The following is a 12,395-nucleotide window of genomic DNA, read 5'->3' as shown; positions in this document are numbered from 1 at the left end:
CGCGCTTACTCGGGGCGGAACTGCTTGTGGCAGGCCGTGCACGATTCTTCGACCGCAGCAAAGTGCGGACGGACGTCGGCCATGGTCACGCCGGTGCCGGTTTGCGCGGCGAGCTGGGTGGCGGCACTTTCCAGCTTTTGTGCTGCGGCGTGGAAATCAGCTGCGCCGGCGCTGCTGGGGCCGCTGGCGTCGAATTCGGGAAAGTGCGACCACGGCGCCGATGCCAGTGCTTTGAGCTTGAGTGCGCCGGCCTGAAAACTGGCCGCATCGTAGCTGCTGCGGCCACGAATCATGCCGCCGAGCGCTTCGCTGGTTCTGAGCATGTCCTTGAAGATGGCCTGGCGTTGCGCGCCCGGTGAGTCGGGGTCGGTTTTTGAGCAGCCGGCAAGTAGCGCGGCTGCGATGAGCGCCAGCGCAAAACGTGTCATGGATGAGTACATCGGCGAGAGGATATCGGCAAAACGCCGATGATGCCAAAGCCTCGTCCGCTCAGCGCTGGGTAATAAGGTAGCCGGCGCGGGCCAGCGCCGCCGACCACAGTTGCGGATCCCAGATCCGGTAGATATCGGTACCGACCTGCAGCACCGGCGGAATCAGCTGGGTCTGGCCGGTGGCCTTGTAAAAATCCAGCAGCTGCGCATCGGAACTGGCCGGGTTGCGGACTTCGTAATCGACACTACGGGCATCCAGCAGCATCACCGCCAGCGCGCATGGCTGGCCGCATTGCGGATTGGTGTACAGCACCACCGCCGGCCCCTTGGCCTGTGGCGCGCTGGCGGCGGGTTTGGCCGCATTGCCGATCACGTTCGGCTTGATCGTACGTTCGCGGCTGGTTTGCCCGGCCGGCGGCTGATCGCTGTAATGGACGCGGCCGTCGGCATCGCGCCATTGGTAGACCTTGCCCCAGGCGGTCAGCGACAACATCAGGGCGGAAATGGCGAACAGGCGGCGCATGATGGCTGGCTTGGTGGCTGACTTGGTCAAGGAGGCCATTGTTTCAAATCTGCCTGCGAACGTCACCCGTTCGTGCCCGCTGCGGCTTATTTGTCGTCAGCGGCAAACACCGCCTGCGCCAGATAGCGCCGCAGCCAGCCGAGTATCGGCCAGTCGCCGCGGCCGGTTCGCCAGCACAAGCGCACCTCCAGCGCGCTGAACGCCACATCGCCGGCCGCCAGCTCGACCAGCCGGCCGGCCAGCGTCGGGTAGCGCGCAACGTTGCGCGGCACCACCGCCCAGCCGATGCCGAATGCCGCCAGCTCGGCGACCGCGTACAGGCTGTCCGAATGCCAGGCCTGCGGGCTGATGCGTTCGTCGTCGTCGCCATCCTCGGCACCGGTGCGCGGCATCACGATCAGTTGCCGGTGTCGCGCCAGTTCGTTGCGATTGATCGTGCTCAGGCCGGCCAGCGGATGCTCGATGCCGGTGACGATCACCCGCGGTACCGCGCCGACCGGTTCGGACTCGATCGCGCTGTCGTCGCCGCGCCGGCGGAAAGACAGGCCGGCGTCGACCTGGCCGTCGGCGACCCATTCGGCGATTTCCGCCGCCGAGCAGTTCAGCACGGTGACATCGAGTTGCGGATAGGCGGCGGCGAAATCGGCGAGCAGTTTCATCGCCGGCAGATACGGCAGGCCTTCGTCGAGCGCCAGCGTGATCTGTCCCGGCACCTGGCTGCCGAGCGCGAAGGCGCGGTTTTCGAAGTGTTGCCGCTGCCGCAGTAGTTCACGCGCTTCACCGAGCAGCACGCGGCCGGCGTCAGTCAATACCGGGGTTCGCGTGCTGCGATCGAATAGTGCGACGTCGAGGCTGGCTTCGAGCAGCGCAATCGCACTGCTGACCGCCGATTGCGCCCGCCCCAGCCGGCGTGCCGCCGCCGAAAACGAGCCGGCGTCGGCGGCGGTGACAAAGGTGGCAAGTTGTTCGTGGGTCCAGTTCATCCATCTGATTATCAGATGGAATCCAACTTATGGGTATCGGCTTGTTTGCATAAGATGCCGTTCGGCACTCGCCACCGCGAAGGCCGGCTGAACTGGAGAGGATGTAGGAAATGAAAAGTTATCTGATGCTGGGCGTGGCGATTGTCGCCGAAGTGATCGCCACCAGCAGCCTCAAGGCGTCGGACGGGTTTACCCGGCTGATTCCCAGTATTTTTGTCGTGCTTGGCTATGCGACGGCGTTCTACCTGCTGATGCAGGTGATGAAAACCGTGCCGGTCGGCATCGCCTACGCAATCTGGTGCGGCGCCGGCATCGTGCTGGTGACGCTGGTCGCCAGCGTGCTGTACAAGCAGGTGCCCGATCTGGCTGCGTGGATCGGGATTGCGCTGATCATTGCCGGCGTCGCGGTGATCCAGTTGTTCTCGGCGACCGGGGCGCACTGAGCCGTGGTCGGGCGCCGACCTATCGCTGCGATTTCGTCAGCAGCACGACCCGGTTGCGGTCGATGTTCAGCGTCAGCTGCCAGTCCTGCCGCTTCTGGCTGCAGACCGGCAGAATCGTCGATGCGCGCCAGCCTTCGCCGTCGCGTTGCAGCGTGTAGCGGGCGCTGCCCATATCCATGCCGGCCATCGCCCATTCGGCGCTGACCTTGTCGGCCTTGCCGCTCAGCACCAGTTCCACCGGTGCCTGGGTGGTAACCGGGCCACGGCTCTTCAGTACGTAGTCGTGGTTTTCCAGCCGGAAGCGGCAGCCGGCGACGAGATCGTCGCACTGCTGGGTGACGATGGTGTTGACCTCGTAATTGCGGAACCAGTATTGCGGATGAACCCAGCCGTAGTACCAGGCGGCGCCGAAGGCAATCAGCAGCACCGCGGCAACGCGCAATAGCGCGCGTTTCAACATCTTGTCTTTCATGCTTGGCTCCAGGCCATAGAGAGTTGGGCGACGCCGTGGCCGCCGTGGACTTGTGCGGTCGCGATGTCGGCATCGCTCATGCCGCCGATCGCGTAAATCGGGAAAGGCCAGCCGCTGCCGGTGAGCGCGGCGAAACCGTCCCAGCCCAGTGCGGGCTCGCCCGGATGCGATGCGGTATCGCGAACGTGGCCGATCAGCGCGTAATCGGCGCCGATGCGTTGTGCGATCGCCAGTTCGGCCGCGTTGTGCGCCGAAACACCGAGCCAGTCGATGCCGCGCGGGCGTTTTGCCAGGGTTGCGGCGAGTCGGGCCGGCAGTTGCACACCGTCGGCACCGAGTGCTTGCGCCAGCGCGATATCGCCATGCAGCAACACCCGGCAACCGTGGCGGCGCGCGCGCGCGAGCACCGTTGTTGCCAGTTCGCGATAGCTGGCCGGATCGAGCTGCGGCTCGCGCAGCACCAGCCAGCGCAGGCCGCGCGCCAGTCTTTCGTCGAGTCGGGCCAGCCAGGCGTCGCTGCCAAGCGTGCCGGCGCTTGATAGCGCCAGCGCCGGCGGCAAGGCCAAGCCGCGCAGGATGGGGCCGTTGGCCGGCAGGATAGGCGACACGTTCAGGGCACCCGGGGTTTGCCAGGCGAAGGCCTGGCCTTCGTGCGCTTGCGGTTCGCCTTCCCAGGCGGTGACGCGGAAGAACTGCAGACGCACCGTCGCATGCGGATAGGTGAAGGTCTGCACCAGCCACGGCGTTGCCGCGGTGACGGCGATGCCCATTTCCTCGTGCAGCTCGCGCTTCAAGGCGTCGAGCGCGGTTTCGCCAGCTTCAAGCTTGCCACCGGGGAATTCCCAGTAGCCGGCATAGGGTTTGCCGACCGGGCGACTGCCGAGCAGGAAGCCGCCTTCCGGGCGAAGCAGGATGCCGGCGGCGACGTGGGTAATGCGGGCGTGGGTCATGGCGCACAAGGGTTGGTCAGATCGGCCCGATTGTACCGTAGCCCGGCCTGTGGCCTTGTCGCCGTGGCAAAAGTACGCCGGCTCAGCCGGCCTTGCCCGACCAGTCGCGCGCAAACTGCCACGCCACCCGGCCGCTGCGCGAGCCGCGCCCTTGCGCCCATTGCAGCGCCTCGCGCTCGGTGTGTTCATCCCAGCCGGTGATGCCGAAATTCCGCAGCCACAGCTTGCACGCGTTCAGGTAGTCGTTCTGATCGAAACCGTAGAACGACAGCCACAGGCCGAAGCGTTCCGACAGCGCGACCTTTTCTTCGATCGCCTCGGCGACATGGATCTCGTCGCCGTCGTAGCGCGTCTGGGCGTTTTCGCTGAAATACTCGGGCACCAGATGGCGGCGGTTCGAGGTCGCGTAAATCAGTACATTGGCGCTCGGCGCGGCTATCGAGCCGTCGAGCGCGGTCTTCAGCGCCTGATAACCCCAATCGCCTTCCTCGAAACTGAGGTCGTCGCAAAACAGGATGAAACGTTCCGGCCGGTCGGCGACCAGCTCGACGATGTCGGGCAGATCGGTCAGATGGGTTTTTTCGACCTCGATCAGCCGCAGGCCGTGATCCTTGAACGCGTTCCATGCCGCCTTGACCAAGGAACTCTTGCCGCAACCGCGTGAACCGGTCAGCAGCACGTTGTTGGCGAGCCGGCCTTCGACGAACTGACGGGTATTGGCGACCAGCAGATTCTTTTGCCGCTCGATATTGCACAGCGAATCGAGCGTGATCACATGCGGATGCAAGACCGGCTGCAGCGCGCCGCGGCCATCAAAGCTGCGCCAGCGATACGCTTGCGCCTGCCAGTCGTTGCCAGGCGGCAGCGCCGGCAGCCGACGCTCGTACTCGCCGAGCAGGCGCTCGCCACGGGCGAGCAGATCGAGAACAGAGGGGAGCCAGGCGTCATTCATCGTCGTTCCGGTGGGGCGGGTCAGAGCGTTATCTTACCTGCCGTGACGATGGCGGCTCAGATACAAAAAGGGAGCATATGGCTCCCTTTTTGTGATGCTGGATGCTGCAGTGCTACCGCAGCCGCCAAGTGAGACAGGCGCTTAGAAACGCACGCCCAGCCCGCCGTAGACGCCGTCGGCGATGCGGATCTCACCGCCGTTGTCGCGGTCGATCGCGGTGTAGCGGTAACCAACGTCGATCGAAACCGGTTTGATGATGTTCCAGCGCACGCCGATGGCTGCGTCGGTAAAGGTCTTGACGTTGCCGCTGGCAAAACCGTCCGGCGCGTAATAGGCGCTGCCGTACATGGCAAAGTGCTCGCCCAGCGGCACGGTGAAACGGCCACCGAGTGCTGCCGCGTATTCGGTATCCATATCGGTCGGCGACAGGTACACGGCCTTGCCGCCGAGGGCGATGTCGACCACCGGTACCGGCAGTTTGATGCCGATGCCCACGCCACCCACTTCGCCCTTGTGATCGTTGTGGGTCCAGTCGGCCGAGAAATCGATCCCGAGCATGGATGCATTGCCGTCGATGTGCTGATACGCGTCACCGGCGCTACCGTTGACTTCGATGGCCTGGGCGGCGGTGGCCGAGACGGCCAGGAGGGCCGCAAACAGCGCTTTTTTGAGGTGTTGCATGGTGTTCATCCTGTGAGCGCGTGCCGACACTTACATGGCCGGCAAATTGATGAGTGGAAGAATAAGCGTCTCCGCCATCGTTGTGGGGTGTGATTATTTGGGGTTGGACAGCGTCATTCGGATCGTTTAGCACCGGCGGCCTGTCACCGGAATGACCCGGATCGGCGCTACACTGGCCGCCTCCGCTATTGCCGATTTCAGGACTCCTCCGCATGCAAGACGACCAGCACCTGATCGAAACCCGTATTGATGGTGAACGCGTTTACGACGGCGCGTTGCTGCATATCAACCGCGATAACGTGCGCTTGCCCGATGGCAGTCAGGCGGTGCGCGAATATGTGGTGCATCCCGGTGCGGTGATGGTGATTCCGGTGCTGCCGGATGGGCGCTTGCTGATGGAGCGGCAGTTCCGCTATCCGCTGAACCGGGTGTTCATCGAGTTTCCGGCCGGCAAGCTCGACGCCGGCGAGTCGCTGCTGGCCTGCGCGCAGCGCGAACTTGAAGAAGAAACCGGCTATACCGCCGCCCAGTGGGATTACCTCGGCCTGATCCATCCGGTCATCAGCTACGCGACCGAGGAGATTCATTTATTCCTCGCGCGCGAGCTGACGGCGGGCGAGGCGAAGCTCGACGAGGGAGAGTTCGTCGAAACGGTGGCGATTTCGCTCAATGCGCTGGTCGCCGGCGTGCTCGACGGAACGATCACCGATGCCAAAACGGTGGCCGGTGTCTTCTGGGCACAGCAGAAGCGCTGATCCGGGCTGGCTTAAAAACAAACAACCCCGCTTGCGGGCGGGGTTGTGTCGTTCTGACTACGCTTGTGGCGCGATCACTCAGTCGGCATCGTCGACATCGCACATCAGCGCACCCTGAACGATCTCGCGTGTCAGTTGTGGCGCGAACAGCGAGATGAAATCGAAGGCATAGCCGCGCAGATAGGCATCGCGGCGCAGGCCAATGCGCGTGGTCGACGACTCGAACAGATGGCTGGCATTGATCGCCACCAGGTTGCTGTCGCGCTCAGGCTCGAAGGCCATCGCCGCGATAATGCCGACGCCCAGCCCCAGCGATACATAGGTCTTGATGACGTCGGTGTCGATGGCCGTCAGCACCACGTTTGGCGACAGGCCCGCCATTTCAAACGCATTGTTGATCTTGTTGCGCCCGGTAAACGCGAAATCGTAGGTGATCAGCGGGTAGGCGGCGACGTCGGCCAAGGTCAGCGGCCGGGTCAATCCGGTGAGCGGATGATCCTTGGGGACGACCACATCGCGGTTCCAGTCGTAGCAATCGAGCATCGCCAGTTCGGGATAGTGGTCGATGCCCTCGGTGGCGATGGCGATATCGGCCTCGCCGTCGACGACCATTTCACTGATCTGGGTCGGGCTGCCTTGCTTGATCGACAGCCGCACCTTCGGATAGCGCGACAAAAAGGCCTTGATCGTCTTCGGCAGCGCATAGCGCGCCTGCGTGTGCGTGGTGGCGATGGTCAGGCTGCCGCCCTCGACATTGACGAACTCTTCGCCGATGCGCTTGAGGTTCTGCGCCTGCATCAGCATCCGCTCGGAAATCTTCAGGATCTCGCGGCCCGGCGCGGTCACGTCGACCACGCGCTTGCCGTTGCGGATGAAGATCTGCACACCCAGTTCATCCTCCAGCAGACGGATCTGCTTGGAAATTCCTGGCTGTGATGTGTGCAGTTTTTCGGCCGCCTCGGAGACATTGAGACCCTGTTTGGCGACTTCGACGAGATAGCGCAGCTGTTGCAGTTTCATGGCCGATATTCAAATAACCGAGGATTCTATTATCCTAACATATCAATCTAAGTTGCTATAAAAGCCGTTGCTATCATCGCCGCTCAAATCAAGGAATGGCGCGGCATGGAACTGGCTTACATCATTGCAGGACTCGTTGTGGGCTTCGTGGTCGGCATGACCGGCGTCGGCGGGGGCTCGCTGATGACGCCTATCCTGCTGTTTTTCGGCATCAGCCCGGCCACTGCAGTCGGCACCGATTTGCTCTATGCCGCGATTACCAAATCGGGCGGCGTGGTCGTGCACCAGCGTGCCCGTAACATCGACTGGCGCATCACCGGCTGGCTCGCCGCCGGCAGTGTGCCGGCCGCTGCGTTGACGGTGTTGCTGCTGCATAACTGGCATGGCGATATCGATACCGTGAACCGGGTCATCAAAACCGGTCTGGGCATCGCCCTGCTGCTGACTTCGGTTGCGATTGTCTTCAAGCAGAAACTGTTGAAACTGGCACAACGCCACGCCAGCGACTGGTTGTCGATGCCCGATTCGAGCCGCAATGTTTACACCGTTGTGGTGGGCATTTTGCTCGGCGTGATCGTCACGCTCACCTCGATCGGTGCTGGCGCCTTGGGGACTGTCGCCCTCTTCATGTTGTATCCGCTGCTGCCGACAACGCGCCTCGTCGGCACCGAAATCGCCCATGCGGTGCCGCTGACGCTGGTCGCCGGTCTTGGTCACATGGGGCTTGGTAATATCGATTGGCATCTGCTCGGCAACCTTTTGGTCGGCTCCCTGCCGGCGATTTACTTAGGCAGCCGCTTGGCCGGCCGTGTTCCCGACCATGTGCTGCGCCCGCTGCTGGCGGTGATGCTGGTGGTGACCGGCGCCAAGCTGGTATTTTGATCACCTATCTATATAAGATAGGCCCAACCGCATTCTGGAGTTCGCATGAGCATGGAAGACAAGCTGGCGGTAACCGTGGCGCTGCTCAAGCGCATTGCCGCCGAATACAGCCCGGCGGTATTCGCCAACTCGTACGGCGCCGAGGACATGGTGATCACCGACCTGATCGCCCGGCATGAAATCGGCATCGACATTTTCAGTCTCGATACCGGCCGCTTGCCGACCGAAACGTACGACCTGATGCAGAAAACCGGTGAGCAGTATCCGGCGAAGAAAGTGCTGGTGTTCTTTCCGCGCGCCGAGTCGGTGGAGGCGTATGTGAACCGGAACGGCATCAATGCCTTTTACGATTCGGTCGATCTGCGCAAGGAGTGCTGCCGTATCCGCAAGCTCGAGCCGCTGGCACGTGCCTTGTCGGGCAAGAAGGCTTGGGTGACCGGCTTGCGGCGCGAGCAATCGCCGACGCGTACCGATATGGCGCATCAGGAGTTCGATGACGGCAACGGGATGGAGAAATTCAATCCGCTGCTTGAATGGACCGAGAAAGACGTCTGGGCCTACATCAAGGCCAACAAGGTGCCGTACAACGCGCTGCACGATAAACACTATCCGTCGATTGGATGCGCGCCCTGTACCCGCTCGATTGCAGCGGGAGAGGACGTCCGCGCCGGCCGCTGGTGGTGGGAAAACCCCGAATTCAAGGAATGTGGTTTGCACGCAAAGCACTGATTGCGAGCCGCTGGTCGCCCTGTACAACGCCCGCCGACGCGGGCGTTGTCATTTCTGGATGCAGGTCTATCAGCGTTCGTTGACATGGCGGAGGGGCGCACATAAATTGGTGTCCTTGCCCGATTCGGCCTGGTTCGTACCGACAACCATGCGGTCCGAACAAACGCTGGCCTTGGCAAGGCAAACGCAGCTCACTGGTATTGAAGTATCAAGCCAGTGGTCTTAAAGCGATGCACATATAACGATGATGAGGACGGGCCATGAGTCAAATTGAATATCTGATCGGTGTCGACGGTGGCGGTACCGGTACGCGCATCTGTATCTCCGGTCTCGACGGGATCGAGAAAATTCGCGCCGAAGCCGGTGCATCGGCGCTAGGGCAGGGGGTCGACAAGGCGTGGACCAATATCCTCCAGGCCATCAATGACGGTTTTGCCGCCATTGGCGTGACCGCGCCCGATTTCTCGCGTTGCGCGGTGGGTCTGGGTTTGTCGGGCGTACACAACCGTGCTTGGGCGGACGAGTTCGAACAGAAGAATCCGGGGTTCGCGAAGATCATCGTCGAGACCGACGGTTTTTCGACTTTGCTTGGTGCTCACAAGGGCGAATTCGGCGCGATCATTGCCATTGGCACCGGGTCGATCGGCGAAGCCTGGCTGGCCGACGGTACGCGGCTTGAAGTCGGCGGCTGGGGTTTCCCGACTTCGGACGAAGGTTCGGGGGCGTATCTCGGCCTCAAGGCGATCAACCATGTGCAGCGCGTGTTCGATGGCCGCCAGCCGGTGACCGATTTCAGCCGCAAGCTGATGAGCGTCGTTGGCGAAACCAAAGAAGCGATCTTCGCCTGGATGGGGCAGATGAAGCAGGGCGAATGCGCCTCGTTGTCGCCCATCGTGGTCGAGTTTGGCGAGCGTGATCTGGTGGCGGAGTCTTTTCTGCTCGATGCCGGTCGCGAAATCGAAATCATCGGCCAAGCGCTGCGCCGCACTTCGCCCACGCTGCCTATCGCGATTTGCGGTGGTGGCCTGTCCGAAGCGCTGTGCCCGTACATTCCGGTCGATTTTCTTGCCAGCACCACGCGGCCACAAGCCGATTCGTGTGCTGGTGCGCTGATTCTGATCCGCCGCGCAGTCGCCTGAGTCAGGGCTGGAGAAGCGTCGCATGCAAGCACCCGCCAAATTGCTCGTCCTCAAGCCCGATCCGGACAGTGCGACGCCGCTTTACCTCCAGCTTGGCCACAAGCTCGCGGCAGCGATTCATGCGGGCTTCTGGAAAGCCGATGATCCGTTGCCGTCCGAGCGCACTTTTTGCGAGGTGCTCGGCGTTTCGCGCGTGACCGCGCGCAAGGCGCTCGATCTCCTGTACGAGCAGGGCATGATCATCCGGCGCCAGGGGGCGGGAACTTACATCACGCCGAAGCTTGAGCAGTCACTGACCCGGCTGACCAATTTGTCGGAAGTGCTCAAACAGCGCGGTTTTACGCCGGGCTCGAAATGGCTCAGGCGTGAAGTTGCCACCGCGACGCCCGAGGAGCTGCTCAAGCTCAATCTGGCACCCAACAGCCGGGTGAGCCGGCTACTGCGGGTGCGTACCGCCAGCGATGTGATCATGGCGATTGAGGAAACCACGCTGCCCTATCATCTGGTGCCCGAGCCGGCCGAGGTAGGGGATTCTCTTTATGAATTTATGCGTGATCGCCGCCTTGGTGTTGTACGTGCGATACAAAATATCGGCGCAATCAATGCGTCCGAAGCACTGGCAACGCTCGCCAATGTGCCGCTGGGATCCGCCATGCTCCACCTGACTCGGGTTGGATTTCTTGAAAATGGCACGGCTGTTGAGCTTACGCATTCGTACTTCCGTAGCGATTACTACGATTTTGTTGTTGAGCTTCACTGTTAATTTGCTGATTGAAAACGAAAAAATCGGTTCTTTCTTTGGTTGTCATGTAGTTGCCCGGTCATCCGGTTTGTTGTCGGCTACGTGCCAAACGCATGCCACCGGCTGGCGGGTTTTTCGGGCCGCCGATCTCGTTCCTGTACTCCCGCTTGGGCTCGCGCCCCGTCAATTTCTGCCTGCTTTCAAATTGCGGTAATCTGGCCTGAGCCGTTCAGACGCGGTGTGAAGACCCGGGTGGTCGCACATTGAAGTCGAGCGGACCTTACACGTACCGCCCGAATCAACCGGCCGCATATGCGAGAAAACAACGGTGATTTGACGGCATAAGAGTGAATGACTAAGGTTTTCCCGGCTTGATGGATAGTCAGGGAATACCCGCCCGGATTGGAGATTGATCGATGAAGTTGAAGCGTTCCCTTGCCTTGGCCGCTGCCGTATTCGCCGCCACCTCTCTCAACGCTCTGGCCGCCGACAAGGTGCAGGTCGAGTACTGGTCGAACAGCTTGTCGCCGAAATTCGACAGCGTCATGAAGGAGTTGACCGGCAAGTTCAACGCTTCACAGACCGATATCGAAGCCAAGTGGGTCGATGTGCCGTGGGATGCCTTCCAGGCTCGTATGGTCGCCGCAGTCGCCAGTGGCACCGTCCCGGGCCTGGTGAACCTGCCCAAGCCGTGGATGGATCAATACGCTCAATCGAAGATGATCGTGCCGATCACCAAGCAGGCGAGCAGCTTCAAGAGTGTTTATACCGAAGGCGCCAACAAGGATATGAGTTACGACGGTCAGATCTACGGTCTGCCGTGGTACCAGGTCACCGGCGTGCTGTTCTACAACAAGGACCTGCTGGCCAAGGCCGGCGTCAAGGAAGCCCCGAAGAGCTTCAGCGAGTTGATGCAGACCGCCAAGCTCGTCAAGGAAAAAACGGGCGTCGCCGGTTTTGCGCCGAAGCTGAACGATGGCTTTAGCGGCTGGTTCCTGTACGAAGGTCTGCCGGTGCTGAAGGATGGCAAGGCCGCGTTCAATAGCCCGGCCCACGTCAAGCTGGTCGAGCAGTTCGCCGCCGCCTACAAGAGCGGCGTGTTCCCGAAGGACGTCTTCAAGATGGGCTTCGAAGAACAGATCGCCGCGTTCGGCTCGCAGAAGATCGCGATGTTCGCTGAGGGCGGCCATGCGCTGAAGCGTACCAAGACCGATGCACCCAAGGTCTACGCCGAAACCGGCGTTGCAGGCTTCCCGCAAGCAGGCGGCAAGACCCCGTTCGGTGGTTTTCTGTTCCTGTGGTCGGTACCTAAGGGCTACAAGAACGTCGACGCTGCGGTCAAGCTCGGTAAGTTCCTGACCAACGACGAAGCGCAATTGGCCTTTGCCAAGGCGTCGGCTACTTTCCCGTCGACCAACAAGGCACTTGACGACGCTTACTTCCAGTCCGGTGCCAAGTCGGCCGATCCGGTCGAGCGTGCTACCTCGGTTGCGGCGACCGCGATCAAAGCATCGCGTACCTTGACCGTTTCCGGCCTGCCGGACGAAGCGGCGATGAACAAAAAGCTCAACGATGAAGTCCAGGCTGCCGTGACCGGTCGCAAGTCCGCCAAGCAGGCGCTGGATGACGCAGCGGCCTTCTGGAACGGCAAGCTCGCCAGCAAGTAAGGTGTTCACTTACTTGTAATGTTGAA

At 61.8% G+C, this 12,395-nt stretch carries 15 protein-coding genes; 7 read left to right on the top strand and 8 right to left on the bottom strand.

Translation table 11 applies throughout. The features are described from left to right. Positions 1-5: 5 nt before the first annotated feature. The 3 genes from JLC71_RS09385 to JLC71_RS09375 all read right to left on the bottom strand — a co-directional run bounded on the left by JLC71_RS09385 (position 6) and on the right by JLC71_RS09375 (position 1,937). Positions 6-428 (bottom strand): c-type cytochrome, encoded by a 423-nt coding sequence (locus JLC71_RS09385; RefSeq protein ID WP_200915173.1) that lies wholly within the window; start codon positions 426-428, stop codon positions 6-8. A gap of 61 nt (positions 429-489) precedes the next feature. Then, on the bottom strand, positions 490-984 hold the full coding sequence (locus tag JLC71_RS09380) for a DUF4124 domain-containing protein (RefSeq protein WP_200915172.1): 495 nt from the start codon (positions 982-984) through the stop codon (positions 490-492). A 56-nt stretch (positions 985-1,040) separates the two neighbouring features. Then, positions 1,041-1,937, bottom strand: coding sequence for a LysR family transcriptional regulator (locus JLC71_RS09375; RefSeq protein ID WP_200915171.1), 897 nt, complete (start codon positions 1,935-1,937; stop codon positions 1,041-1,043). Positions 1,938-2,047: 110 nt separating this feature from the next. Here JLC71_RS09375 and JLC71_RS09370 point away from each other — a divergent pair, with 110 nt between their 5' ends. After that, complete coding sequence (locus JLC71_RS09370; RefSeq protein ID WP_200915170.1) at positions 2,048-2,380, top strand: DMT family transporter; 333 nt, start codon at positions 2,048-2,050, stop codon at positions 2,378-2,380. 19 nt (positions 2,381-2,399) lie between these two features. On the opposite strand, the gene JLC71_RS09365 is transcribed toward JLC71_RS09370, so the two are convergent. From JLC71_RS09365 to JLC71_RS09350, 4 genes are all read right to left on the bottom strand, one after another. Beyond that, on the bottom strand, positions 2,400-2,852 hold the full coding sequence (locus JLC71_RS09365; RefSeq protein WP_200915169.1) for a hypothetical protein: 453 nt from the start codon (positions 2,850-2,852) through the stop codon (positions 2,400-2,402). Beyond that, a complete protein-coding gene (locus JLC71_RS09360; RefSeq protein WP_200915168.1) occupies positions 2,849-3,802 on the bottom strand; it encodes a Nudix family hydrolase in 954 nt (317 codons plus the stop codon). Before JLC71_RS09360 ends, JLC71_RS09365 begins: the two co-directional genes overlap by 4 nt. A gap of 82 nt (positions 3,803-3,884) precedes the next feature. After that, on the bottom strand, positions 3,885-4,754 hold the full coding sequence (locus JLC71_RS09355; RefSeq protein WP_200915167.1) for an ATP-binding protein: 870 nt from the start codon (positions 4,752-4,754) through the stop codon (positions 3,885-3,887). Positions 4,755-4,895: 141 nt separating this feature from the next. After that, positions 4,896-5,435, bottom strand: a complete 540-nt coding sequence (locus JLC71_RS09350) for a YfaZ family outer membrane protein (protein ID WP_200915166.1) — start codon at positions 5,433-5,435, stop codon at positions 4,896-4,898. 212 nt (positions 5,436-5,647) lie between these two features. Here JLC71_RS09350 and JLC71_RS09345 point away from each other — a divergent pair, with 212 nt between their 5' ends. Beyond that, positions 5,648-6,190 (top strand): NUDIX domain-containing protein, encoded by a 543-nt coding sequence (locus JLC71_RS09345; protein WP_200915165.1) that lies wholly within the window; start codon positions 5,648-5,650, stop codon positions 6,188-6,190. A gap of 78 nt (positions 6,191-6,268) precedes the next feature. Here JLC71_RS09345 and cysB read toward each other — a convergent pair whose 3' ends face one another. After that, complete coding sequence (gene cysB, locus JLC71_RS09340) at positions 6,269-7,210, bottom strand: HTH-type transcriptional regulator CysB (RefSeq protein WP_200915164.1); 942 nt, start codon at positions 7,208-7,210, stop codon at positions 6,269-6,271. Between the two features lie 105 nt (positions 7,211-7,315). On the opposite strand from cysB, the gene JLC71_RS09335 reads away from it, so the two are divergent. The 5 genes from JLC71_RS09335 (at position 7,316) to JLC71_RS09315 (ending at position 12,369) form a co-directional block, all read left to right on the top strand. After that, entirely contained in the window at positions 7,316-8,092 is a 777-nt protein-coding gene (locus JLC71_RS09335) for a sulfite exporter TauE/SafE family protein (RefSeq protein WP_200915163.1), read from the top strand. A 45-nt stretch (positions 8,093-8,137) separates the two neighbouring features. Continuing rightward, positions 8,138-8,821 (top strand): phosphoadenylyl-sulfate reductase, encoded by a 684-nt coding sequence (locus tag JLC71_RS09330; RefSeq protein ID WP_200915162.1) that lies wholly within the window; start codon positions 8,138-8,140, stop codon positions 8,819-8,821. Positions 8,822-9,081: 260 nt separating this feature from the next. Then, on the top strand, positions 9,082-9,960 hold the full coding sequence (locus tag JLC71_RS09325) for a glucosamine kinase nucleotide-binding domain-containing protein (RefSeq protein WP_200915161.1): 879 nt from the start codon (positions 9,082-9,084) through the stop codon (positions 9,958-9,960). A 22-nt stretch (positions 9,961-9,982) separates the two neighbouring features. Continuing rightward, positions 9,983-10,723 carry a GntR family transcriptional regulator gene (locus JLC71_RS09320; protein ID WP_200915160.1) on the top strand — a complete coding sequence of 247 codons (741 nt, stop codon included), beginning with the start codon at positions 9,983-9,985 and terminating at the stop codon, positions 10,721-10,723. A 395-nt stretch (positions 10,724-11,118) separates the two neighbouring features. After that, positions 11,119-12,369, top strand: coding sequence for an ABC transporter substrate-binding protein (locus tag JLC71_RS09315; protein ID WP_200915159.1), 1,251 nt, complete (start codon positions 11,119-11,121; stop codon positions 12,367-12,369). Positions 12,370-12,395 lie beyond the last annotated feature (26 nt).

Origin of the sequence: Jeongeupia sp. HS-3, from assembly GCF_015140455.1 — a bacterium.
GTDB lineage: Bacteria > Pseudomonadota > Gammaproteobacteria > Burkholderiales > Chitinibacteraceae > Jeongeupia.
The sequence above is the reverse complement of the archived record's forward strand: the minus strand, read 5'-3'. Positions and strand labels throughout refer to the sequence as shown.